This window comes from Paenibacillus sp. OK003, from assembly GCF_900109515.1.
GTDB lineage: Bacteria > Bacillota > Bacilli > Paenibacillales > Paenibacillaceae > Paenibacillus > Paenibacillus marchantiae.
Genome location: NZ_FOBD01000003.1, coordinates 181,016 through 207,786 on the forward strand (window position 1 = coordinate 181,016; position 26,771 = coordinate 207,786).

Below are 26,771 nucleotides of genomic sequence, written 5' to 3' on the forward strand. Positions count from 1 at the left end.
CGGGTGAAGTCACGATGAAGGAATTTTTCCCTCGAAGAGGGCTGCCTAATGTCATTCAAAAGTTGGAAAATGGGGAAACAGTAACAATTGTCTATTTTGGCGGCAGTAATACGCGTTCTGAAGGATACAGGGTCATGACGGCGGATTGGCTGCGAGGGCAATATCCCCATGCAGATATCCGCTCTGTGAACGCAGGCATTGATGGGACAGGATCGGACCTCGGCTGCGCCCGTTTGCAGACAGATGTACTGCGTCATCAGCCTGATCTCGTATTTGTTGAATTTGTTGGAAACGATGGGGGAGTTCCCGAATCCAAAGCGCGGATCGAAGGTATTGTCCGACAGATTCGCAAGCACAGCCGTTTTACGGATATCCTGTTTGTGTATACGGTTAAGGAACGGGATTTGACCTCATTTCAATCCGGCCAATACCAGAAGGGCGCTCGTATGCAAGAGGAAGTCGCCGACTATTACGGCATTCCTTCGATTCATCTGGGCGTAGCAGTCAGTCAATTGGTTTTGGATGGAAAGCTCATTTTCACCTTAAGAGCAGACGTATCTATTCCCGGAGCCGCTATTTTTACGCATGATTCGATCCATCCAACGATTCCCGAAGGACATCAGATTTACACGGATACAATCACCCGGTCGTTTGAGAAAATCAGAGAGCTTCGAGATCACGTAGGAAAAGTCGAACATCACTTGCCGCAGGAGTCTTTGGTCACGGCCAATCCTTGGGAGTATGCAACCATGCTGCCACTGGATCGTCTTACTCATTTTTCCGCGGGGTGGTCTTACATGACCCCTGATGATTTTGCTTTAGTGCGCGAGTATGATTGGTTGTTCCCCGGTCTATGGCGAGCAGTCGATCCCGGAGAGACAATCACAGTGGAGTTTGAGGGAACCCACATCGGATTATTCGATATTGGGGGGCCGGATTCCGGCAGATTGAAGGTGACGGTGGATGAGGGTGAACCCTTTCTTATCGATCGATTCACTTCATATAACGATCATAATCGAAATCAATATGTTTACTTACCGGAGCTACCGAATGGGAAACATACGGTTCGCTTCGAAATTGATCACAAGAAGACAGACAAAGCGGCCGTGTTTGAGGCAAGTGGCAATGAAAGAGGTATGGAACATGTTCGACAACATCCGGCTTGGTATGATCAAACGGTCATTCAGCTTGGGAAGTTGCTATTGGTGCAGCCGCCATTATAATTGATTGGTCTACTTGGAAGACCTATATTCTATCTGACTGCAATGAGCGCTCAATTAGGATGTAGGTTTCTTTTTTTACTTAAAATCGTATAAGAAATTCTTAAAATGAAAGAAATTTCACGGTGATGTGACATGCTAAGATAGAAACGACAGAGCGGGATTAGCCAGAATGTTAAGGTTAATTGCTTTTTTACGATCATTTGATTAAAGGGGTATTACTTTTTGGAAGCGTTATCATTAATAGGAGAGGCTGTGAGTTGTATGGTCAAAAGGAAGCTTTTTTTCTTCATCGTTTTCATGTTGACGATCGTAGTTCCTTCCAGCCTGATCGGAATAAGGGCCGCTTATGCGGAGACCTTACCTTATCAGACCATTATCATCGATGACGGGAGTATTAAGATTAATGATGTTGTGACACCTGATGCGGGTAACGAGAACAATGGATATTCGGCTCCAAATTGGACCACAAGCACAGGGGTGAAGGGGTATGATCTTTCCAGCACCCAATATACGAGTACAGCAGGCAGAACGATAACATGGAACCCACGCTTGGAAGCAGGAACGGCGAAAATATCATTCTACAAGCTGGATTGGGCGGATAAGGCTGATAACAATGTAAAAATTGAAATTGCTCATAATGGAACGACGGATGTAGTCTTTATGGATTTAAGACCCTCATCTGGCGCTCCAGCGGGTTGGGTTGATTTGGGAGAGTACTATTTTTCCGGAGTTGGTGAAGAATTCGTTAAATTGACCCGGTCTACCGGCACCACGAATACGATCCTTACGCGTGCGGATGCGGTAAAGTTCGAAGGGAATATAAGGCAGAAAGAACCACACAAGACGATCATCATTGATGATGGAAGCCTCACAATTGATAATGTCGTCACTGTTGATTCAGGCAACGTCAATAACGGGTTCTCCGCTCCATATTGGACCACAAGCGCAGGAGTAAAGGGATACAATAATTCCAGTTCCAAATATACGGATGCTGTAGGTAGAACGATCACATGGAATCCGCGCTTGGAAGCAGGGACGGCGAAAATATCGTTCTATAAGCTGGATTGGGCGGATAAAGCAGATAGTAATGTGAAGATTGAGATTGTTCATAACGGGATTACGGATGTTAAGTTTATGGATCTTAGACCTTCGTCAGGTCCATCGGTTGGATGGGTGGATCTGGGGGAGTATGAGTTTAGTGGTGATGATAGCGAATTTGTCAGGCTGACTCGAACGCAACCTACGACGGGTACAATTATTACACGAGCCGATGCAGTCAAGTTCGAAGGTAATATCCGGCAGCAAGCACCACCGTTGCCCCCGCTACGGAGCCGCACCTTAGCGAATCTCAGTTACACGGAGAAAGGCAGCATCGAAAATGCGAACTATAAAGCGACCTTCTATGAAGCGGCATGGGATGGAGGCAAATCCATCGTTCGTGACATGTTCTACAAGAACACGGACACGGGAAACTGGATGCCGATTAATAATGTATCGGAAAGACTTGAGGAGCAATGGGTTTTATTGGATGGGAATGCGGGCAGCCGAACCAATTACTACGATACGATGAACAAACGCTGGATTACATTCGACGAGGTCCATTTTCCAGACAGCCACACGGCGGTGTTAACCGATTCTACGCATGGCAGTGATTACGATTTTGAAGTGAACTGGTCCATGGCAGGGGATAAACCAGATGTTTCCTTTGCCTTTACGCCTCGTCGCGACGGCAATTATGTGATTGGATATCAGTCCTTCACAACAGAGGCAGTCTCGGGCATCAATGAAGTGTTAAATGGATTCAGGTCCCATGCCAAAATGGTAGGTACGGTGGAATCAACAAGCTTGAGAGAGCTGAGCGCTCCGATGAGCCTGGTTGAGAAAAATGATGGTTCGGGAAATCCATTAACGTATGGTCTATTTGTACCTTCGGCAGAGCTTCCGGTTGAATTTGAACCGACGGGAGGCGTTACGAAACAACGGCTTGGCATGAGTCTGGTTAACAACGAAGGCAGCGTGCAGCCAATCTTGTATGCGCCTCAATTAGGAACTTATTCGCAAATGACCGCAGAAAGCACTTATCAATTTCATATGGGGCTAATCGCTCAAAAAAGCAATCTGTATGAATCCTACGCGGATATTCTTCGCAATGAGTACGGTTATTCAGCATACCGCGAAAATGTGTCAGATCAGTCGCTTACTGACGCGATGTTTAATATGATCGATTTGCTTAAGATTGAGCCGCAAGGGGACGACTCTGTTAATTATGTTCCGTCACCCAGCGGGTGGTGGAGCCGTGCCAAGGGCTTTATTGATATCGAAAACGAGGATAGCGTCCGAACAAGCTCGAATGCGGTTCTTTTGGGGGCTTACTATTTGACTGGGGATGACCAGCTTTACGATACGAGAGCACTGCCGTCCGTCCAGTATGGCGTATCGCGAAATGGTATCGGTTGGTCGCCAACGCAGAAAAAAGTATACGGTGTGCCTTCGTTATGGAAAATGGCTACTCTGCCGTTCGATGTTTCAAGCGTAGCCGCCGTTAATCAGATGATGGGCACTTCGGCAGGAATTGGGGCGCTGGCACAGGAAGAGTACCTCATGCGAGACCCGGATCAGAAAGACAGGGGGCCTGTCATTCAACCCCTGATGATGTATCGGATGACGGGAGATGCGAAGTATTTGCAAGCTGCGAAGGATGCAGCCGATAGTTATATCTTGCAATATATCGATACGCCTGCAACCGTGGATGTGAGTAAAAATGAGTTCATTTATTATTATAGCAAGCTGTGGATGGAGATCTTGGAGCTATATGAGGAAACTCAGGATCCCAAATACTTGAATGCCGCTTATAAGGAAGCCAAACGGTATGCAACCATGTTTGTTGCTCGTCCAGTGCCTGAAGGTAACGTTACGATTCCTCAGCCTGAGACGTATAATTACGCGGAGTCGTTCCATTGGCCGGAAAGTGGTAAATTTCAATATCCTAGGCTCAAGCTTCCAGAAGATATAGCCGGAGGCGTTCAAGCGGATCGTTGGCTTGTTTCACCGAGCGGATTGACGTTTGAAGCAGGAAGTACAACCGGCTATTATCGGATGAATGCTCAGGAAGCTCCATTCATGCTGAGATTGTCGCTCTATACAGGGGATAAACTGCTGCAGGATATTGCTCATAATGCGGTTATTGGCCGATATTCCAGTTATCCAGGTTATTACTATAAGGGTTTCGCCGTTAGCCAACTTGAACCGGACTTTCCTCTGGAAGGCCCCAGCGGGGCTACATCCATCTATTACCACCATATTCCGGGGCAGCTTGGGCAAACGATGGATTATTTGATCAGCGAACAATCATTAAAATCGAATGGAAGCATTACATTTCCTTCCGTATTTGAAACGAATTTTTTATGGTTCAAATATCACCTCTATGGGAATAAACCAGGTCAATTTTATGGTAATTCCGACGTTTGGCTTTGGATGCCCAAGGGGATCATTAAGACCAATCATTCTCAATTGAACTGGATCACAGGTGAGAGTGGAGATAAATTCTACATTGGGCTAAGCAACGCATCGTCAGAAGAAATTCAGACTCCGATCGAATTGAATGAACAGATCATTGGGTTCAACCCGGCACAAGATTATACCGTAACGATCATCCGCGACAATGGTACACCAGAGCAAGCAGTTATGAGTGGCGGAACCATTCAAGCCACGGTTTCAGGCAAGGGCATCACCGCTATCATTGTAGAAGGACTTAACATTGATGTGCCGCTGCATCAGGTTAGAACGGCTGAACCATCGGATGCAAGCTATTTCTTTGATACTCACAGTCCAATTGATGCGGTTAAAGGCATGCTGATGGTTAAACCCGACGAAACGGTCTATGATGCATATGTGCAGGCCAAAACGACGAAACCCGCGACAATCCATTATTCCTTGGATGGCGGGGCTACGTATACGACCGTCCCAGATACGATATACCCGATGGAATGGTCGATACGGGTGAATGATTTATCCCAAACCTTCACGTATTACGTGGAATCAGAGGGGAAACAGACCCGCAAGCGGACACTTTATCTGCCTGATCAGGTTACGGAAACGCCAGTCCAACCCGATGGGCAGGAGAGTTCATCTATCATAGTGGATAATACGGAGGCGGAGACAGAAGGCGTCTGGATAAGGGATACGACGGCTGACAACTATTACTATGATAACTATGTGTATGCCAAATCTACGGCCGGCAACGCGACAAGCAAAATGAGATGGCGGCCTGAGCTGCCGGAAAGTGTCACTTATAGCGTGTATTATAAGATTCCGCAAATCACTGCTACGAGTGAAAATTGGGCAACGAATGCTTCTTTTACTGTTTATTATAGCGGGGGCTCCGAGACGGTTACTGTTGATGAGACAGCGGCGAATGGTACTTGGGTGCACCTAGGGGATTATCCTTTTGCTGCAGGCGATAGTGGGTACGTGGAACTAACCAATAAAGCCAACAAGTCCAGGGTCATTGCTGATGCGATCATGTGGGTGGACCCCAACAGGATACCGCAATTGGAGTCTGCTGTGATCCTGTCCGATCGGAACGAGCTGCAGATGACTCAAACCGCACAGCTGAGCGTAACCGGCTATTTGGATAACGGTTTGATCGGTGATCTAACACAGGCCAATGTACAGTATTTCGTTGATCGTATGGATCTGGCCGAAGTGGATAGCAGTGGCTTGTTGACCCTTCTTAATCTCGATGGGGACACGGATCACATTGAGGTATGGGCTACTGTCACGATTGACGGAGTGACCATAACCACACCATCTTTGAACATCACGATCAAGGACTTAACGGTTATCGTGGACAGTACAAATACAACTGGGTTATACACGACAGAAGGGTCTTGGAGTCAAAGCAATTTAGCCGGATACAAAATTGGGGTTAAGTCCCGTTACTCTACAGTTCAAGGATCATCTGCAACGTGGAAAGGCCAGTTTCCAGAGGGGAAATATACAGTCTCGATCTACAAGCTCGTCCATACGACGGGAAACGATAATCATGTCAAAGTGGAAGTGAAGCATAAGACGGGTACTGAGGTCACCTATATCGATGCAACGGCCGGCTCATCGGGTTGGGTTAATCTAGGAACGTTCGACTTTACGGGTGACGGTAGCGAGTATGTCCGGTTAACCAGGGTTACGCCTACAACGATAGACCCGCCAACGCTTCCTGCAGATATGATCTATACGAGGGCTGATGCAGTTATGTTCGAAATGCATTCCGATGATTCGGAGCTGCTTGCAAATGAAGCGCAAGGTGAACCGACACTTTCTGAATAATGGCAGTGAATTGCGAATGGAAGTGGAACTAAGGTAAGTGATGTTAAACAAATGATTGTAAAATAACATAAGAGCCGAGTGGATGAGAACGATCCATTCGGCTTTTTTGTTGAGTAATGGTGCGTATATCAGTATCTTCAGAAAGGATTCAGTTGCAAGAACCCTAGGTTAATCATTAAATTCAACAAATACATGCATATTTCGATCTACTCCTGCGATCCCGGTTGTTTGTTTAATATCCAAAAATTCAAGTCGTTCTTCCCATTCAACTCTTTCATGATCCGATTCATCTGCGTAATATTCAAAAATATACGTTAAGACAAATGCATTAATGGAATTGGAGATGTAGATTTCTCTTCGGACGCAGCGCCGCTGGCGCTGAACCTTCAACAGGCCGCTGTTACCTATATCCACTACCATGTGGATTTGAATCATAGGGCTGCAGAATCGTTTTTTAGAGACCCTGTTTTGACGAAAGCATTTGGTTGGAGCATTACAGATGATATGATTGATTTTTTCGCGTCATTTCCAGACCATTTTCCGAAAGTAGTCCAATTTTAATAACGTCATTTAGCACTGATCAAAATGGAATATAGCTATAGATGATCTCGCTTTAATCGGATAATATAACCTTAAAGGGGGAGGACAGCATATAAAAAAAGGTATACAAATAATGGTGCATTGTTTGCAAGTGAGAGAGAAGTCGATAATGATAAGTTCATTGAGAAATGTATGGAGTTTGTCGAAGCTAATAGCCCTAACTCTTTCCACTAGAACTTGAAAGGATCGTTATTTTGAGGAAAAAAATTAATTATGTTCTTTTGTTACTGATTATCTGGGTAGCATTACTGTATCCTTTTCGTTCTGCCTGGTTTGTAGGTGCAAATCAGATGGCTGAAGATCTTCATGGAGTTTACTTACTTTTCTTGTTCTTTGGATATCTTATTTGTTCATCTGGTATGGGAATTATTCTTGGCAAGATGTTTTTCAAACGAAAAGAACAGTAATAGCAGAAAGTATCGTTCGATAGAAAGCATGATTTTTGTCCGTCGCAAAGTAATTTACGTGTCATTACCCTTAGCCGAATCATTAAGCTAGTAATTCCAGTACATAAGACCTTATGCAAGGAAAGTAATTGTCTGAGGTTACCGTTTCAACAAAATTATTTCGATCAGTTGGACCAAGGGTGTGACTATAGCTGCACCGATGCTGATGTCTGCACTTCGTCTGAATCATGAGTCCATGTGTCAGCAAGCGCTGTCCTGTATTACGATGGTTGTCCGAACGGTTCTGCCACTCGGAAGGACTGGTCACCAGGCTCATATATAATCGTTTCACGCAATAAATATAACGATCTGTGCAATGAAATTGCAGAGGATAACCTATAAAATGTAAGCATTCTGACATATTCAACAGATTCATGCAAGCGTTTATACTAAATTCCGCCGAGAGGAGAACCATGCTACCGGCGGTTTATTTTCGTTTGAGGAAAGGGGTCGAAAGGATGCTAAAAGTATTGCTGGTAGACGACGAGATGTATGTTCGACAGGGGATGCATGAACTCATTAGCTGGGATGATCTTCATATGGAGATTATTGGAGAAGCAGAGAACGGTCTGGTAGCACTGAAAATGATTGAATGCCTGCAACCTGACGTGATTATTACAGACATACGGATGCCAATCCTGGATGGACTGGAACTGATTCATGCCGTAGCGAAATTGCCACATCTGGAGCCGGTGTTCATTATAATTAGTGGTTATCATGATTTCAAGTATGCACAGCAGGCCATCCGATACGGCGTTCAAGACTATATCCTGAAGCCTGTGGATGATGAAGAAATGACAGCGACGTTGCAGAAGTCGGCTGATCGAATAAGCAATAAAAGAAAACATATTCTTCTGGCTGAGGAACAGACCAGCAACATCATACTAGAAAATATGATCAAAGGCCATGTGCGGAAGGAAGATGAACATCGGTATGCCGAGGTACTCGGGATCAATTGCAAGTCCAGTCTGCTCATGGCTCTGATCGAAATCCAGAGCGGATTGGACGTAAGAAAAGTCAACATTGAGCAACTACGTGAAGCGGTGCATACTCTGGAGAATGATTTTTTCAAAATATTCGTTATTGAGCAACAGCGCGGCAAATTTGGCCTATTGCTGCTGTGGCATGAACATGATCAAGAGGACTCTGCGCTGCGGGATAAGCTCTGTAATATTCATATGGTGCTAAGGGAGCGCCTTCATGTGGACATCGGTCTTTACGCAGGGACGCCTGTCAACAAAATTGGCGATGTTCCGCACTCCTATCATGAGGCAGAAGCAGCAGCCAGACATAAATTTGCAGAAGATGGTGGTGTCGTGCGGTATGCGGAGATTAAGGATAAACCGCTGTATGTGTTCAATGTATACCAGGACGATGTGGATCAATTAATTATGAGCTTGGAAGAAGGGAATCGGTCTGCTTACCACAAGATTGTAGAGGATAAGTTCAGATTGTTTCAAGCTAATCGATTCTCACCTCAGGCTGTATCTGGCTCTCTTATCCACTCTATAACGGGCATTTTGGGTGTGGCCCACGAAATGGGCGGTAATGATGAAGGCTTGCAGCAACTGAAGGAGTTGGCACAACAAAGTCATGAAGGCTGGAATCTACGGTTATTGAAGAATACTTTTTTAAATGCACTCGAGGAAGCCGAGAATTATCTCTCCCTTTTACGAAGTGAGCAGTCCAAAGGGGAGATCCACAAAATCAAACGATATATTGATGCACATTATACCGAAAACATCAGTCTCAAAAGTATTGCTGCGCTATTCTATATGAATCCCGTCTATCTTGGAAGATTATTTCGCAAAGGCTACAACCTATATTTTAATGACTATTTGCTCAACCTGCGGATCCAGGAAGCGAAGAAGTTGCTCCGCCAGACCAATCTGAGAGTGTATGAGGTTGCTGCACGCGTCGGATTTCAGAATGCGGATTATTTTGTAACTCAGTTTGAAAAGATTGTCCAGCTGTCTCCTACAGAATATCGTAATCAGATTCAGGGAAATGAGCAGCGAGGTGCACGATGAAAAGATGGAATCTGAATTATATGAAGCTACGGGACAAACTGCTGCTCATGTACGTCCTGTCCGTATTCATTCCCATCGTTGTCACCAATGTCGTGTTCTACAACGTCACAACCGCCAATATTCGCAGTCAGAAAACCCGTGATGCTGGCATGGCCTTAAACAATCTGAAGAACGATCTGCGGGTAACCATTGATCAGGGCGTTGGCTTGTCCTATTCGTTATATGCTGATCCTGTATTCAATGACACACTCTCTCGACAGTTCCACAGTCATTTCGAATATATCGCAGCCTATAATTCGTATTTAAAAGGGGAATTCTCCGGTCAGTTGAGTGAGGGAATTCGCTGGTATCAAGTATATACCGATAATCCGACCATATTATCTTCCGGTTATATTGAACGTTTAAGTAATACGGTCCGTAACTCCAACTGGTACGTTCAGTTTCAGGCATACTCCGCACCTTACCCCGCACTGATCGCTACGGATCAGATGTTAAGTCTGGTTCAACGACTCGACAATTTGGATACAGGCGGCGTAGAGCAGCTTCTTAAAATTGACCTGAACATGGATCTGATCAAAGAACATTTTCACAATAGCGGTTTTGACGGAAAAGTGTATTTACTTGATCCTGAAGGTCAAATCCAGCTTTCAAACGAACGGACAGCAGAACCATCTCAGATCGGTAAACGCTACAGTGAGATCCAGTTTCCGAATAAAACGATTCCGTTTGAACGTACGTATACAGGCATTAATTATCTGGAGGGCTGGTCGCTGCAAGGGGTCATGGATGAAGAGATTGTATTGCAAGAGGTCCGTAAGTCACGCTCCTTCGTGGTTTGGCTTGCTTGCATTAATTTTGTGTTGCCCTCTATTATCATCGCAGCCATGTCCAGATCCATCCATGTCAGACTGGTGCGGATTCTCAAACATATGAAAAAAGTAAAAACGCAGAATTTCCAGACTATTCCTCCTGAAGATGCAAGAGATGAGATTGGCCAGCTCACGATGGAATTCAATCAGATGACCGAGACAATTCACAACCTGATTCATGAGGTATATCTGACGGATATCCAGAAGAAAGACCTGGAGTTAAAACAGCAACAAGCCCGGCTTCATGCGCTCCACAGTCAAATCAATCCGCACTTTTTGTTCAATACCCTCGAATCAGTACGGATGCGAAGCCTCATCAAAGGGGAGAAGGAGACAGCGAAAATCGTGCATAACATGGCCAAAATGTTTCGTAAGTCGATTAGCTGGAATCAGAATGATGTGACGGTGAAGGAAGAATTGGAACTCATAGAGAGCTTTTTGCAAATTCAGAAATACCGCTTCGGAGAAAAACTCCAATACAGCATTGAAGCAGATCCTGCGGTGCTGATGTACCGAATACCCAAGATGGTTATCCTTCCTTTTGTTGAGAATGCAAGTATTCATGGCATTGAATCATCCCCGGGGGTAGGCGTAATTCAACTCCTCGTTTCTATTGAACATGACCAGCTCCATATCAGACTAACGGATAATGGTATAGGCATGTCACCAGCCAGATTGGAAGAATTGCTGAGGTACCTGACTCAGGACACGGATATGGGAGAGCATGTCGGCATGAAAAATGCGTATAGTCGCTTAAAACTATGCTATCAGGATCGCTTTTCTTTCGAAATCCAGACATGGGAAGGAGAAGGAACGCATATCCAGATTAAGCTGCCGCTTGATCAAGGAGCGCTGCGGGATAAATGAAGCGAAGGATATACTTTTCAAAGCAGATGGTACATTTTCATGGGTAACGTTGAAAGCGCTATCTTGATATATTGAAAAGGCTTACAAACAAAAGTATGCGTAAAGGGGGCATTTGCTACATGTTTAGAAAAATAACCTTTGTAACAAGTCTAGCAATCTTACTCGCCGTAACGCTGGCAGGTTGCAACAAAGCCAGCCCGGATGCGAGTAATACCGACAGTGATGACAACAGCCCGGTCACCTTCAAATATTTCACGTTTGGCGGGGGCAAGAAGGACATTCTCGCAAGCAGTACGAGCATTGGAAAGAAGCTACAGGAACAAACCGGCGTGGACTGGAAGATGGAATATCTGGTCGGCGATGGCGCAACCAAGGCAGGCGTAATGATTGCGAGTGGAGATTACCCTGACATTATCGATTCCAGTGGAGAAATGGCCAAGTTGATGGATGCAGGATCTTTTATCCCTTTGGATGAACTGATCGAACAATATGGGCCTAACATCAAGCGAGTATACGGTCCTTATATGGACAAATTCAGACAGGAGGATGGGAAGATTTATTTCTTACCATACACTGCCAACATCGGTTATGTTTCAGAGCCTAACTTCCAAACTGGCTTCTATATTCAGCGTGCAGTGCTGAAAGAGTTCAACTATCCCAAGATCAAGACACTGGATGAATATTTCGACTTGATTGAGCAATATAAGCAAAAGTATCCGCAGATCGATGGAAAAGACACCATCGGCTTCGCCACACTTGCGGGGGAATCAGGCAGCTTCTTTACCCTGCTAAATCCGGCCATGCATCTGGCAGGTTATCCCAACGATGGCAGTGTGATGGTGGATTTGCAGAGCCATGAAGCCAAGCTGGTAGCCGGGTCTGATTATCAGAAACAATGGATTCAGAAGTTAAGCGAGGTTAACGCACAGGGGATGTTTGACCCAGAATCCTTCACCATGAACCAGGATCAGTATCTCGCCAAATTGACGTCCGGTCGAGTGCTGGGATATTTCAGTTATTCCTGGCAGGTTGGAGATGCAACGAACAACCTTAAGAAGGCCGGTAATGACGACAAACGTTACGTATCGCTGCCGATTGTATTTGATAACAACGTCAAAGACCAGTATCTCGACCCACCGGGCTTTGTGAACAACTATGGTGTCGGAATTACCGTAAATGCCAAAGATCCGGTGCGGATTATTAAATATTTTGACACCCTGCTTAAGGAAGAAAATCAGATTCTGGTTCAATGGGGCATTGAGGACGAGACGTATAGTGTGGATGAGAAAGGTCGTTTTTATTTCAAAAACGATGACCAACGCAAGGCGCATGAAGATCCGGAATTAAGCCGTAAGTTCGGCTTTGACTATTTTAACTACAGTTGGCCTCGTTACGGCAATAACTCCATACTGGAGGATGGCAATGCCTATGGGCCAGGCAATCAACCAGAGGTAGCTACCTTTAGCTACACGGACGGTGACAAGCTGTTGTTGGAGAAATATGGCGTGGAGACATTTTCGGAATTATTCAGTACACCGGATGAGCGCCCTTGGTCTCCTGCATGGTCCATTGCACTGGAGCAGGGATCTCCTGAACAGATTTTCATCACGAAGGCAGAAGACCTGCAGAAGAAATACTTGCCCAAAATGATTATGGATTCACCTAACACTTTCGAGAACACATGGAATGAATATATGAGTCAAATGAATCAATTGGACAAAAAAACTTATGAAGAAACGATAACACAGGCCGTGAAGGATCGTGTAGCAGGAAAATGGTGAGTGAAGTCCAGTCAGCCAAATCGAAAGGGGGAAATTTTCGGATGTTGAAATCAAGATTTAAAACAGCGGGTTTAGCTGTACTTCTGACCGCTCTATTAGCTGGGTGCAGTCAGAACAATTCATCCCCAGCGCCTACAAGTGATGATGAGAACAGTCCAGTCACGTTCTCGTATTACATGTTCTCTTCGGGTAAGAAGGATACGCTGGCAAGCGAAACAACGATTGGTAAAGCATTGCAAGAACAGACGGGTGTGGATTGGAAACTGGAATATCTGGTAGGCGACAGTGCTACGAAAGCCGGGGTCATGATTGCCAGTGGAGACTATCCTGATGTCATTAGCTCCAGTGGTGAGATGTCCAAGCTACTGGATGCCGGGGCCTATATTCCGCTGGATGATCTGATTGAGGAATACGGTCCTAATATCAAAAGGGTATACGGACCTTACTTCGATAAAATGAGAAATGCTGAAGACGGAAAAATCTATGCACTGCCTTACACTGCTAATCAGGGTGAGTATTCTGGTAGTCCAAATATAGGCGGAGGGGCGTTCTGGATTCAGCGCTCTGTGCTCAAGGAATTTAACTATCCCAAGATCACTACACTGGATGAATACTTTGATCTGATCGAGGATTACAAGGAAAAGCATCCAACTGTGGATGGTGCGGAGACGATCGGATTTGTCTCACTTGCGGGTGTCGCCAATAACTTCTTCACCTTGCAAAACCCAGCGATGCATCTCGCAGGCTACCCGAACGATGGAAGTGTCATGGTGGATATGAATACCCATGAAGCAAAAGTGGTTGCCGGAACAGATGCCCAGAAAAAATGGATTCAGAAGCTGAATGAAATTAATGCTAAAGGCATGCTTGATCCGGAATCCTTTACGATGAACAAAGACCAGTATTTGGCCAAGCTGACCTCGGGTCGTGTTCTCGGTTACTTCAATTACGGGTGGCAGATTGGAGACGCGTCCAAAAACCTGCTCTCGGCAGGCGTGGATGAGAAACGTTATGCAGCGCTTCCGATTGTGTTTGATGAAGGAATCAAGGACCAGTACATTGATCCGCCTGGATTCGTCAACAATTACGCCACAGGCATCACGGTTAACGCCAAAGACCCTGTTCGTATCATCAAATATTTCGATAATTTGCTGAAGGAAGAGAATCAGATTTTGGTCCAATGGGGAATCAAGGACGAGACGTACAGTGTCGATGATAAGGGCAGATTTTATTTTGCAAATGAGGATCAACGCAAAGCCCATGATGATCTGGAGTTAAGCCGCAAATTCGGTTTCACGTATTTTGGCTCAGACTGGCCGCGTTATGGCGGTGAATCTACACTTTCCGATGGTAACGCTTATAGCCCTGGCAACCAGCCGGAAGTAGCCTCTGCCTCGTACACAGAGGGGGATAAGAAGTTTCTTGAGGCTTACAACATCCAAACCTTTAGTGAATTATTCAACAAACCGGAAGAACGTCCATGGTTCCCGGCATGGTCCATCGCGCTTGAGCAAGGATCACCTGAACAGATATTCACCACCAAATCGGATGATTTGCAACGTAAATATTTGCCGGAAATGATCTTGGGAGCACCCTCGAATTTCAATAAACTGTGGGATGCCTACATGGTTGAATTGAACAAATTGGACAAAGCCGGCTATGAAAAAACCATTACTCAAATCGTTCAGGATCGTGTCGCGGGAAAATGGTAATACAACCTCTTTAAAACAAACTGTTACATGCGCAGGGGAAGATAAAAGACCAAGAAATCAGTCTTCTCCTCGCATGAATAACAACATTGGAAAGGAGCAGGTTCATCGTGGAGAAACCTAATGTCTCCCTTAATTCATTGCCTCCAGTCCTGGAGCCAAAGGGAAGTAAAACAAATTCGTTCTTCAAACGGCTTGTGCAGCAACGAACGCTTGCCTGGATGTGTATTCCTTTTGTCGTCTGGGCTTTTATCTTCAAGTACCTGCCGCTATGGGGATGGACGATGGCATTTCAGAATTTCAAACCGGCGAGATCCTTCTCGGATCAACAGTGGGTAGGCTGGCACCATTTTCGTATATTGTTTGAAGACAATACGTTCTACCGGGTACTGCGAAATACACTCGTCATGAGTTCCATTAAACTGGTATTGGGATTTGTCACAGCGATCACATTGGCTCTATTGTTGAATGAACTGAAAAATGTAATTTTTAAACGTTTTGTGCAAACGGTCAGTTATTTGCCCCACTTTATTTCGTGGGTTGTCGCTTCCAGCATCGTATTAACGGTTTTGTCACCAGACGGAATTATCAATCTGCTGCTGCTGAAGCTTCACCTGATTGACAGCCCGGTGCTGTGGATGGGGAAAGGTGAATACTTCTGGGGCATTCTGGGGGCAACCGAGGTCTGGAAGGATGTGGGCTGGAACACCATTATCTATTTGGCAGCGATTACAGCCATTGATCCGGCGCAATATGAGGCTGCCGAGATTGATGGAGCCAGCCGGTTCAAACGCATGTTATATATCACACTGCCTGGCTTGAAGCCGGTTATTGTTATTTTGTTAATCATGAACATGGGAAGCATCCTGGAATCCGGATTTGAACCGCAATATCTGCTGGGTAACGGGATGAATATGGACTATTCGGAGAACCTGGATATCTTTGTACTGAAATATGGTTTGGGAATGGGCAATTTTTCCTTGGGTACTGCAGCAGGCATATTCAAAACCGTAGTCAGCTTTATCTTCCTTTTCTCCGCTAACTATATTGCGAAAAGAATGGGAGAAAGCAGATTATTCTAAGAGGAGGCCTATGCCATGCGTAAAGGAAAACCATCCCGCTTGCGGAATAGCAGCACCGGGGATCGAGCGTTCGATACCATTAATATCACCTTCATGGTGTGCCTGATGATTGTGACAATCTATCCCTTTATTAATATGATAGCCGTATCCTTTAATAATGCTAACGATGCCATACGGGGTGGAATATATCTGTGGCCGCGAGTATGGACGCTGGATAATTACAAATACATTTTTGGCGAATCTGATATCTATCACGCGACTCTGATTTCGGCGCTGCGTACAATCATTGGAACGGTGGTGTCCGTCTTCTGTACAGCGATGCTTGCGTATACGCTCAGTCGTCAGGAGTTTGTGCTTCGCAAGTTGGTTACAATGTTTTTTGTATTCACCATGTACTTCAGCGGAGGGCTAATCCCAGGTTATCTGCTGATTCGTGACCTTGGATTGATCGGTTCCTTCTGGGTATATATCATTCCGGGTGTAATCGGTGTCTTCAATATGATCGTCATCCGATCCTTTATTGAAGGTCTTCCTGAAGGCATTCTGGAGTCAGCTCGTATTGACGGGGCAGGGGAGTTCACGACATTTATCCGTGTTGTCCTGCCGTTAACGATTCCCGCAATGGCAACCGTATCTCTCTTTGTAGCCGTGGGACAATGGAACTCATGGTTCGATGTATTCCTGTACAACTCTTCCAATAAAGAATTGAGCACACTGCAATACGAATTGATGAAGATTCTGCAAACCTCGACAACATCAGCGACTTCATCAGCAAGCGATGCTTATCAGTCTGCGGAGAGCAATGCAACAGCGGTCACGCCAACCTCGATTCGAGCAACCATGACCATTATTGCGAGTGTTCCTATTCTGATGGTGTATCCGTTCTTGCAAAAATACTTCGTACAGGGCATGACGATTGGTGGTGTGAAAGGATAATAAATATGGCATAATGAAGGCGCTGCTTTGTTTCTTTTTTTTGTATTGAAAGCCCAAGTCTTTTATGCATCGATTCATGCAAATGCCATTCAGCTTCTGATCTCGGGAATATCAAGAAAAAAGTAATATAAGGTGTCCAACAGAACAAAGCCGCTTATCCTTGAATGGATAAGCGGCCTTTTATTATTTATTCAAATCTTGAGGGCTTAAATAGACTTCTACAGCATACAGTGTCGGACACCATCTGGATTCTTCAATGATCAAGCGAAGCCTCCCGCATGGACAGGAAGAAACCTGCAGATTCGTTTATATCCAACGATTGTACAGTCGTACAGCACGCTATGAGGACCATGTTCCTCATCAAACGATTCTGAAGCTGTGACATGTCCTCCAAAGGCTAGGTTATGACGAAACGAAGCGCGAAGCCGATCCTGAATATTGAATAAACCTATTTCAATTATGCCTGCTTGGTTTTCAGGCGAATCACGTTCCATGACGCTTTGTTCAGGACAGCTTGCACTTTACCCTGATCAACCGTTGTATGTCCACCGTTGTGAGGAACGACGTTGCGTGGGTTTTCTTTGGTATTAGTAGCTTTCAAGTCGTTGTTCTCCAATACGATATGCTCCACAAATGTGGTTTCCCCGAAGGAACGCAGATCCACCTTCAGTTCCATTTGCTCATCCAGATGTCTGTTCACCGCAAAGATCGTGATCGTGCCGTTCTCTTCATCATGCACACTGATCGCTTCGAGATAAGGCACATCTGTAAAGTCTTTGGAATCATATTTAGGTGAAGTTGTGATGGACCGCAACACCGTACCACGACCGAAGTTGGATGCGTGTAGGAACGGGAAATACGTCGTCTGGAACCAGAGTGCTCCGTTATTTTCCGTCATGATTGGTGCAATGGTGTTAATAAGCTGTGCAAGGCAAGCCATTTTTACACGATCAGCATGCTTGAGTATGGTAATCAGGTAACAGCCCACTGCAAGTGCATCTTCATGTGTATACACATCTTCAAATTCAGGAGGGGCAATCTGCCACCGTTCTTCCATACGGCTAGTGCCAATGGATTTCCAGACATTCCATTCATCCAGAGACAGCATTAATTTCTTTTTGCTGCGTTTCTTGGCTTGTACAAAATCACAGATCGAAGCAACACTATCAATAAATTGATCCAGATCCAGCGATGTCGCCAGGAAGTCATATGTGTTGTCTTTGTTGTTGTTGTAATACTGATGCAGGGACAAGTAGTCCACATTTTCATAGGTGAGATCCAGCACGGTTGCTTCCCAATCTGCAAATGTACTCATATCACGGCTGGAGCTGCCGCACGCCACAAGCTCAATATCCGGATCAACCCATTTCATCGCTTTGGCTGTCTCATTGGCAATACGTCCATACTCATATGCAGTCATTGCACCAATCTGCCAAGGGCCGTCCATTTCGTTGCCGAGGCACCAGGTTTTGAATTTATGCGGATCCTTGTAACCGTGAGAGATACGCAGATCACTCCAGTATGTGCCAGATGGGTGGTTGCAGTATTCGACTAGGTTTCTGGCCGCATCAATGCCGCGAGTACCCAGATTTACAGCCATCATCACTTCGGTTCCAACCAGTTTGGCCCAATCTGCAAATTCGTTTGTTCCTACCGCATTCGTTTCAATCGTCCACCAAGCGAGTTCAAGTCTGCGTTTGCGCTCGGCTACCGGGCCCACACCGTCTTCCCAGTTGTAACCGGATACGAAATTGCCACCTGGGTAACGAACGATGGGTACGTTCAGAGCCTTGATCGCTTCAATGGCGTCCTGACGGAAACCTTGAGCATCCGCAGTAGGATGACCTGGATCATAAATACCGCCATATACAGCCCGTCCCAAATGTTCTACAAACGAACCGTATACACGAGGATCTACTTCCGCAATCTGAAAATCTTTATCAATAAGCATCTTGGATGTAAGCAATGGGAAAACCTCCATAGAATTTATTTTAGGGTGTGTAAGAAACTTTATTTCACGCTGAGTTCGCATAAAAGCAAAATCAACTCATTGATTTGTTATCTAATGTGTATCATAATGCTATTATAATGAGCAAGCTTATTTTACAGGGTTCGCTAAATAACGAATCCTAAATCAATAATATATTGAATTCTAAAGAGATAAGGAAGTGAAGTACATGATGCTTGGCACGGATGCCTCATCCTTGATCATATATGAAGCGCTCGCCAGCGAGGCCCGTTTAAATATCGTTCGCTTATTATTGCAAAACAGAGAAATGCACATTAATGCACTCGCCAAGGAGCTTTATCTGAGCAAAGCCATCGTAAGTACGCATGTGAGCAAGCTGCAAAAGGCCGGGATTGTAGGCAGCCGAATGAAGCGGGAGAACGGTGGCACATATAAATATTGTTTTATTCAGCAAGAGTTTATGCTCATCAATCTGTCACCTGAACCGCTCGATGTACCGTACCATGAGGTATCCATTCCAGTTGGACAATATACGGATTACGAAGCGTGGCCAACATGCGGGATTGCAACGACGACCCAAATGATTGGACAATATGATACGCCAGCCTGCTTCATGGACCCGGACCGGGTGAATGCGGGCATACTTTGGTTGTCACGAGGTTTTCTCGAATATAAGATACCTAATTATCTATACAAAGATCAGGAGCTGCGTGAAATTGAAATTTCATTGGAGCTTGGATCGGAGGCTCCGCAAGTCAATGAGAACTGGCCTTCGGACATCCGTTTTGTCCTCAATGGCCATCACCTCGGAACTTGGACAAGCCCTGGTGATTTTGGAGACCGCAAGGGTAAACTTACACCGCAATGGTGGCATTCCGACGTAAACCAGTACGGCGTATTGAAAGTGCTTCGTATCAATTCCGAAGGTACCTTTATCGACGGTCAGCGCATCTCGGATGTCCGCATTCACGATCTGGATCTCCAAGCAGCCACATATTGGACCATTCAATTAAGTCCCGAAGAAGGGGTGCCCGGCCGGGGTGGACTTACGTTGTTTGGAAAGGGATTCGGCAACTACGACCAGGACATTTTGATTCGATACTATTACGAGGCTGCAGCGTTATAAATCAGATAAGAAAATGTGAAATTATAGAATATGACATAGACTTCTGACCGCAAGAAAATAATGGTGGGATCCATCTGATGTGGATTGGATCCCTGAGTGTCTTCATTTAGCTAACGGGCAGGGAGTTCAACTGCAATCTCATTTCGTTGATGTTTTCAGGAAATTCCACTCTGGAAATATCTCCATTTCAATTAACCTTTTGTATATATCTTCTTGATCAATAGGCATGTTGTTTTCAATCCACCAACTCAATACCCCAATCATTGCTCCAGTATAGGCCTCGATAATAATTTGAATATCAGTGGAACTATCTTCAGACAACAGATTCTCCTTTAGCAGATCCTCAGTCAAATGCTTATGTATGCCAGCCCCCATTTCTCGACGCAATAAATTCCTTAATGAATCTCTCTCTTCGGACAGCAGTTGTTTGAATACATTTTTATTCTTCCTTGCAGCAGAGAGAATTTCCTTTAAGCTTTCCGCCGGTGAATGCAGAGTCGAGGAAAAGTCCAGTTCTTCTTCAGCAATTTGTCTCAGCGCATTCGAAAGCAAGTCGTATTTGTCATTAAAATGCGTATAGAACGTGGTTCGATGGACCATAGCCAAGTCACAGATCTGCTTCACGGTTATATTTTCAAAGGACTGGTTTTCCATTAACTCTAATAAGGCATTGTATAGAAGCTTGTGGGTTCTTCGAACTCGAAGATCCTCTTTTGGTTTGCTTTCCAAGACATTTCCCCCTTTCTGTATCGTTTTTCGACACATTCATGATTTTATCGGTTGATGATGCTTATTATACAACATAATATATATTATACACAGTGATATTTAATATACATGTGTAGAAAAGAGGGGCTTGCATGGTAAATCTGAGTGCAAAACATCAACTCACAACAACAGAACTCCAACTGCTTGAAAATGCTACGAATTTAGTTCCCTATCTGCAAAAGTTTGCGCAACAAATTGATGAAGAAAGACACATCCCGGATGAGGTTATCCAAAAAGTATCGGATGCTGGCTTATTCAAGCTTGGTACACTTAAAAAGTACGGTGGTTACGAAGTCAGTATCCGTGCAATGGTCGAAATCATCTCTGAAGTAGCTAAAGGAAATGGCTCGGTCGGATGGGTGGTTCAAATCATCAACGGGAACAATTATAATGTATCATTATCCTTGCCTGGCCAAACCTTGGATGCTATCTTTAGCGAGGAAGAGGAAATACGTTTTTGCTCTGTTCTAGCCGCCAGGAAGGCTGTTGTAAAAAAGGTAGAAGGCGGTTATTTGGTAGAGGAAGGCTTCTGGGGTTTCGGTTCGGGTTCTAAACATGCAACGCATGCATTTATCAATTTATTAGACGTTAATTCTATGCAGCAAAGCAAAAGTTCAGGTATGATGCTGGCAGTCGTTCCAATGCATGAAGTTACAATTGTAGACGATTGGTACACGATGAGTTTAAAAGGCTCAGCAAGCAATAGTCTGGAAATCAAAAATGTATTTATTCCAGAAAAATATATCACAACAGAAGACTTAAGTCAGGTGAGTGCCTTGCCAGCAGGATTGGAAGGAAGAGACCGATATAAGCCTTATACTCAGGTTACAACTGCGATAACGACTGGAATAAGTGCAGTCCTTGGACTTGCCAGAGGGGCCATTGAATATTTTGCAGAAAAGGCACCCAATAAAGGGATTACAATGACCACCCACACTTCGCAAGCTGAAGTTGGACATATTCAGTACAAAGTGGGGCTTGCAGCGATGAAAGTGGATTCCGCTCATCTTCATATTAGCCGTGCTATCGATCATTTAGAGGATCACGTTCAAAATAGAGAACGATTTACGTTAAAGGAATTTGCGCAAGTGCAAACAGACATCACTTATGCATCCATGCTTTGCTGGGAAGCCGTTGATATGTTAATGGCAGAGAGCGGAGGGGGCGTCATTGCAGACTCTAATCGCTTGTCTCAAATATTCCGAGATATTAGAGGCGGGGCCAATCATGCACTTACTACGGCATCTACGGGTCTAGAGTTGTACGGAAGGGTTTTGATGGGATTACCTCCACAACATGTTATGACACTAAGTGCTGCAGCTTTTTTTAAAACCAACGAGCTGAGTGAGCATAAGCTATGAAAAAAATAACCATCATTTCGGGTAGTCCAACTGAGAAATCCCGTGTAAACAGCGTTGTAAACGTTGCTAAGCAAAAGTTGGAACAGAGTGGTTGTGAGGTGTCCATTATTGAAGTATATTCACTGCCACCTGAGGACTTGATGCACGCCAATTTTAATAGCAAGCCTATTCAAAGCGCAAATGCGACAGTTGAAGAAGCTGCTGGCATTATTATTGCAAGCCCGGTGTACAAAACAACTTACACTGGAGTGCTTAAGGCTTATTTAGACTTGTTGCCACAAAAAGGTTTTAAAGATAAAATTGTAGCTGCCTTTTTTGTAGGGGGAACGATCTCTAACTTGCTATCCATTGATTATGCGTTAAAGCCATTGTTGGCATCTATGGGTTGTAAATGTTTTGCCGAGAATGTATTTGCAGTCGACAATCAGATTGAACGTGTGGAAGATCATGAGCAAAACATTCATTTTCATTTGTCTGAAGAGGTATTGCAGCGAGTAGATGCTTCCACGTTTGATCTAATATCTTATTGACTTTGCTCGCAAGCAGGTGTTTCCAATCTGAATTCCACCTCTATTGTGAAACTTAACAGTAGAGGTGGAATTTTTGAAACCCTGCTGTGCAAGTGGAAAGAGATGAATTCTAAGAGAGTGAGTAGTTAGTTGTCGCAACACAAGAACATTCTTATTAAAATGTTCTAAAACGTTGACATGTGCACACAAATGCATATAATGAATTTAGGGGGGAGAGCTATGGGGTTAAATCTTGATCCAAATAAATGTAAAAAACTGATAGAAGACAATATTGATATTGAATTTTTCCGAGCAGTACTTGATCCAGTGCGTAGTGAGTTGCTGATTTTTCTTTCTGCAAATGGTGAAATGACAATCGGTGGTATTGCCGAATATTTTCCACAGAATCGTTCAGTTATTTCTCGGCATCTTGATTTTATGAGTCGCTTTGGTATCGTTCAAAGGAGAAAAGAAGGGCGAGAAGTTTATTACAAAACGAATAATAATTTCATTGTAGATAAATTTGAACAAACAGCTAACAATATGAAAGCACTCATGAATTTGAAATAATGAAGTGCTTTTTATTTTAATGTATATGTGCACTTGTACGCACATATACATGAGAGGGGTTTTTATTTTGACAAATTCAAAAAGAAAATGGTGGGTTTTAGTTACGGTCAGTTTAACCGTGTTTATGGCCATGTTAGATATTACAATTGTTAATGTTGCATTACCAGATATACAACAAGCTTTTTCATCTAATTTTTCAAATCTACAATGGGTGTTGAATGCTTACACTTTAGTTTATGCTGCAATGTTGTTGCCAGTTTCAAAATTAGGAGACATTATCGGACGTAAAAAAGTCTTTTTATCAGGATTGGGTATTTTTATGATTGGTTCTTTAGCCAGTGGATTAGCAAGCAGTGATATTTGGTTAAACATCTTCCGTGGATTTCAAGGAATTGGTGGCGCAGCTATGATGTCATTATCATTAACGATAGTTACTTCTTCATTTCCTGAAAAACAAAGAGGACTTGCACTAGGTATTTGGAGTAGTGCCGTTGGGCTTGCTATTGCCGGTGGTCCTTTGATTGGTGGAGCATTAGTTGATGCTTTTGGTTGGCGATCTATTTTTCTTGTTAACATTCCTGTTGCGATTGTAGCAATTTTATTAGGAATGTATGTTATTAAAGAAAGTGAAACAAACAAAAATGGAAGAATTGATATTTTGGGACTGATTTTCAGTACAGCCATGATTTTTACGATGATTTTAGCCTTAATTCAAAAGTCAGTGAATGGGAATTACGCGTGGACTGATTGGCACATTTTAAGTCTACTTGGATTATCACTTATTTTGCTTATAGCTTTTATCATTACCGAAAGAAAAGTAGAACAGCCGATGATTAAATTATCTATTTTTAGAAATTGGACATTTAATGGAGCTAATATCGCAGCTTTTGTATTAGGTGCTGGACTATACGGAGGTTTCACCTATTTAACCATTCTTATGCAAAATTACATGGGTTACTCGGCTTTTGATACAGGTGCAAAAATGTTACTCATTAGTGGTTTTACGATCGTTCTTGGTCCCATTGCAGGAATTATCTCAGGGAAAATTGGTAACCGTTGGTTAGTTAGTGGAGCACTATTGATCGGTGCAATCGGAATATTTGTTATGCGTTATATGATCAAAACTCCGTTTGAATGGAGCTATCTGATGCCTGGTTTTATTCTTTTAGGTATTAGCAATGCTCTAGTCAATCCACCTATTACTAATGCTGCTATGAGTTCAGTTGATAAACAGTATGTAGGTATGGCTTCTGGTATCTTAAATGTCTTTAGACAAGTGGGTATCTCCTTTGGTGTTGTAATGCTAGGAATTAAATTAACGGAAGGATATAACGATTCGTTGAACAAAAATATCATGAATTTAGCCGATATTCCTACCGAGTTTAGAAATCAAATGCTGGATGTTTTCCATAAAGCTGGAGCTTTTGGAGGTTCACAAGTTTTTGATAACAAGCAAGCTGAAGCATTTAAAGCTATGCCAGCTTTTGATGAAATGAAGACACTCGTGTTTAATGCTTTTAATTCAGGTATGCAAAATGTAACACTATGGATTGGAATCTTCCTATTAATTGGTGCAATAGCGAGTGCAATTTTGATTAAAAACAAAAAGGAGTCACAGAACGGGAATTAATCTCTTTCGCCAGTTATTAGTCTCCCCAACGGCTACGACGTCGCTCCGCTTAATCATCAAAAAAAGTGATACGTATCTTGGAACGCTGCAACCGGATGGTCTGACTAATGTACTGGAGAACTTCTATATTCAGCATACTAAAAATGTATAATAGTCGATTCTTATATGTGGTTCGCTAACAGGATCGAAAACGATAGCTCAATAAAAACGAGAAAGCAGTCGATCATGATGAACGGCTGCTTTTGTCCAACTAACAGGCAGAGTAACGCAACGAACAGAAGTTACCTGCGTCTAATAGCTGGTTGGAAAAATATGAAAGGAGTTGAATGAATAAGATGACGGCATTTATAGCGAGCAAATGGTGGCCAAACAATAAAGGGCATGTTCTTGTTGTTCCTAATCGACATTTCGAGAACATCTTTGATCTCCCTGCGGATTACGCTGCTGAAATTCACCGCGTGGCTCAGCTCACAGCATTTGCAATGAAAAATACATATGGATGTGATGGAATTTCTACGCGGCAACATAATGAGCCTGCTGGCAATCAAGATGTGTGGCATTATCATCTCCATGTTTACCCTGATATGTGAATGATCAACTTTACCTGTCAAAGGGTTCTCAGTCTAATCCGGATGAACGCTATTTCTATGCTGATAAGCTGCGTTCTTGGATAAAGGAAAACATTTAAGGTTAGTAGGAGGGAATGATAAACGTTCAGAAACGGGGAACGATCACTTAATAAGACTAAGAAATATCGCGGGATATGGTGAAGGATACCTTGTCAGCTTGATTGAAAAGCAGAATCAGTTAAGGTCCTTACTTTTCATTGTCGAGCGGTTAAAGTGGAATGCATATAGGTTGGGCGAAAATACGAAAATGATCACATTAAACGAAATAAAAGAGAGGTTTGTACTTATGACAATAACGTTTAGGAAACTAAGTGAGCTATCAATGGAGGAAAACGTACGTATTTGGAATCTAGGATTCGAGGGCTATTTTATACAGATGGTCATGACGATTGATGCTTTGATGACCAGGATTGTTAACGAAGGACTTTCCTTGGAGAATTCACTCGCTATTTATGTGGATGGTGAACCTGCAGGGTTTGTCATGAATGGATTTCGTGACGTAGATGGAAAGAAAGTGGCATGGAACGGTGGAACAGGTATTGCGCCTGCATTTAGAGGGAAGGGCATTGGCAGAGCGCTCATGTTAAGAAATCTAGAGTTGTACCGAGAACATGGCGTAGAGCTTGCGATACTTGAAGCGCTCACCCAGAATGAGAGTGCGATCAAGCTATATCAGTATGTCGGGTATGAAATTACGGATCGATTAATAATTTTACAACATACGGGTACGATAGATCCCCAATTACTGAAGCGATCTGCTGTACACCCTTTTTCTATCACCAAAGGATTGCCCCGTGATGTAAATGCGCTAGACTTCTATCGAGGTTTATCTGCTTGGCAGACACAATGGCCTAGCATGAAGGAGGGTGAATCTATAATTATTAGACAAGATAGCGAGCCTGTATGCTATGCATTGTATAAGCGAACATTTGATCAAGAGGGTAAATTGGTAACCATTTCATTCTATCAATGTGAGGTCCTTCCTGGGCGTGCAGATGCGGAAGAGATTTATAAGCTTGCTCTCAGTGAACTGTTCGCCCCGTTAGACTATGTTTGCAGACGAGGGACATCTAACCTGCGTAAATCCAATCAACCTCTGAACGATCTATTGATAAAATTAGGTTTCACAACAAATGCAGAGCAAGTGCTCATGATGCGAAATATGGATCTTAACTAAGATAGTTACACGTTATAGAGAAGAAGTTATGAAGCGAATTGAGGAAGAAGATTTAGCTTCTCAAGTTGTTGTTACTTATGAGAGAGGAATAATTCTATATGGAAAACCATCAAGTGAGCTCTATGATCCGATCGATAGTCAATACTAACAGGACTTACGATAGC

Annotated in this window: 18 protein-coding genes; 15 read left to right on the top strand and 3 right to left on the bottom strand. The window is 43.7% G+C overall.

Annotated elements, in window-relative coordinates:
- Nucleotides 1-14: 14 nt before the first annotated feature.
- Both BMW94_RS05710 and BMW94_RS05715 read left to right on the top strand, forming a co-directional pair.
- Nucleotides 15-1,223: an SGNH/GDSL hydrolase family protein gene (locus tag BMW94_RS05710; RefSeq protein ID WP_090995586.1), complete on the top strand. Its 1,209-nt coding sequence runs from the start codon at nucleotides 15-17 to the stop codon at nucleotides 1,221-1,223.
- Nucleotides 1,224-1,484: 261 nt separating this feature from the next.
- Nucleotides 1,485-6,548, top strand: coding sequence for a golvesin C-terminal-like domain-containing protein (locus tag BMW94_RS05715; RefSeq protein WP_090995589.1), 5,064 nt, complete (start codon nucleotides 1,485-1,487; stop codon nucleotides 6,546-6,548).
- 168 nt (nucleotides 6,549-6,716) lie between these two features.
- Here the strand turns inward: BMW94_RS05715 and BMW94_RS05720 are convergent, their stop codons facing one another.
- Nucleotides 6,717-6,968, bottom strand: coding sequence for a hypothetical protein (locus tag BMW94_RS05720; RefSeq protein ID WP_090995591.1), 252 nt, complete (start codon nucleotides 6,966-6,968; stop codon nucleotides 6,717-6,719).
- Between the two features lie 1,084 nt (nucleotides 6,969-8,052).
- Here BMW94_RS05720 and BMW94_RS05730 point away from each other — a divergent pair.
- From BMW94_RS05730 to BMW94_RS05755, 6 genes are all read left to right on the top strand, one after another.
- Nucleotides 8,053-9,624, top strand: a complete 1,572-nt coding sequence (locus BMW94_RS05730) for a response regulator transcription factor (protein ID WP_175480590.1) — start codon at nucleotides 8,053-8,055, stop codon at nucleotides 9,622-9,624.
- The gene (locus BMW94_RS05735; RefSeq protein ID WP_090995599.1) at nucleotides 9,621-11,360 is read left to right on the top strand and encodes a sensor histidine kinase; all 1,740 of its coding nucleotides are present in this window, start codon (nucleotides 9,621-9,623) and stop codon (nucleotides 11,358-11,360) included. The genes BMW94_RS05730 and BMW94_RS05735 overlap by 4 nt, the downstream gene beginning before the upstream one ends.
- Nucleotides 11,361-11,479: 119 nt before the next feature.
- Entirely contained in the window at nucleotides 11,480-13,141 is a 1,662-nt protein-coding gene (locus tag BMW94_RS05740; protein ID WP_090995602.1) for an ABC transporter substrate-binding protein, read from the top strand.
- 41 nt (nucleotides 13,142-13,182) lie between these two features.
- Complete coding sequence (locus BMW94_RS05745) at nucleotides 13,183-14,853, top strand: ABC transporter substrate-binding protein (protein ID WP_090995606.1); 1,671 nt, start codon at nucleotides 13,183-13,185, stop codon at nucleotides 14,851-14,853.
- A 137-nt stretch (nucleotides 14,854-14,990) separates the two neighbouring features.
- Nucleotides 14,991-15,932, top strand: coding sequence for an ABC transporter permease (locus BMW94_RS05750; protein WP_254790145.1), 942 nt, complete (start codon nucleotides 14,991-14,993; stop codon nucleotides 15,930-15,932).
- Between the two features lie 15 nt (nucleotides 15,933-15,947).
- Complete coding sequence (locus BMW94_RS05755) at nucleotides 15,948-16,868, top strand: carbohydrate ABC transporter permease (protein ID WP_090995611.1); 921 nt, start codon at nucleotides 15,948-15,950, stop codon at nucleotides 16,866-16,868.
- Nucleotides 16,869-17,325: 457 nt separating this feature from the next.
- On the opposite strand, the gene BMW94_RS05760 is transcribed toward BMW94_RS05755, so the two are convergent.
- Nucleotides 17,326-18,819 (bottom strand): arabinosylfuranosidase ArfA, encoded by a 1,494-nt coding sequence (locus tag BMW94_RS05760; RefSeq protein WP_175480608.1) that lies wholly within the window; start codon nucleotides 18,817-18,819, stop codon nucleotides 17,326-17,328.
- A 226-nt stretch (nucleotides 18,820-19,045) separates the two neighbouring features.
- Between BMW94_RS05760 and BMW94_RS05765 the strand changes: the two genes are divergently transcribed.
- Entirely contained in the window at nucleotides 19,046-19,963 is a 918-nt protein-coding gene (locus BMW94_RS05765) for an ArsR/SmtB family transcription factor (RefSeq protein WP_090995617.1), read from the top strand.
- 138 nt (nucleotides 19,964-20,101) lie between these two features.
- Here BMW94_RS05765 and BMW94_RS05770 read toward each other — a convergent pair whose 3' ends face one another.
- Complete coding sequence (locus tag BMW94_RS05770) at nucleotides 20,102-20,692, bottom strand: TetR/AcrR family transcriptional regulator (protein ID WP_090995618.1); 591 nt, start codon at nucleotides 20,690-20,692, stop codon at nucleotides 20,102-20,104.
- Between the two features lie 131 nt (nucleotides 20,693-20,823).
- Between BMW94_RS05770 and BMW94_RS05775 the strand changes: the two genes are divergently transcribed.
- The 6 genes from BMW94_RS05775 to BMW94_RS05800 all read left to right on the top strand — a co-directional run bounded on the left by BMW94_RS05775 (nucleotide 20,824) and on the right by BMW94_RS05800 (nucleotide 26,607).
- Nucleotides 20,824-22,092 carry an acyl-CoA dehydrogenase family protein gene (locus tag BMW94_RS05775; RefSeq protein WP_090995620.1) on the top strand — a complete coding sequence of 423 codons (1,269 nt, stop codon included), beginning with the start codon at nucleotides 20,824-20,826 and terminating at the stop codon, nucleotides 22,090-22,092.
- A complete protein-coding gene (gene ssuE, locus BMW94_RS05780; protein WP_090995621.1) occupies nucleotides 22,089-22,622 on the top strand; it encodes an NADPH-dependent FMN reductase in 534 nt (177 codons plus the stop codon). The genes BMW94_RS05775 and ssuE overlap by 4 nt, the downstream gene beginning before the upstream one ends.
- A 219-nt stretch (nucleotides 22,623-22,841) precedes the next feature.
- Nucleotides 22,842-23,171, top strand: a complete 330-nt coding sequence (locus BMW94_RS05785) for an ArsR/SmtB family transcription factor (protein WP_090995624.1) — start codon at nucleotides 22,842-22,844, stop codon at nucleotides 23,169-23,171.
- 67 nt (nucleotides 23,172-23,238) lie between these two features.
- A complete protein-coding gene (locus BMW94_RS05790) occupies nucleotides 23,239-24,801 on the top strand; it encodes an MFS transporter (protein WP_090995627.1) in 1,563 nt (520 codons plus the stop codon).
- A 326-nt stretch (nucleotides 24,802-25,127) separates the two neighbouring features.
- Nucleotides 25,128-25,391 (top strand): HIT family protein, encoded by a 264-nt coding sequence (locus tag BMW94_RS05795; protein ID WP_254790132.1) that lies wholly within the window; start codon nucleotides 25,128-25,130, stop codon nucleotides 25,389-25,391.
- Between the two features lie 76 nt (nucleotides 25,392-25,467).
- Entirely contained in the window at nucleotides 25,468-26,607 is a 1,140-nt protein-coding gene (locus tag BMW94_RS05800) for a GNAT family N-acetyltransferase (protein WP_139209308.1), read from the top strand.
- The last annotated feature ends 164 nt before the right edge of the window (nucleotides 26,608-26,771 follow it).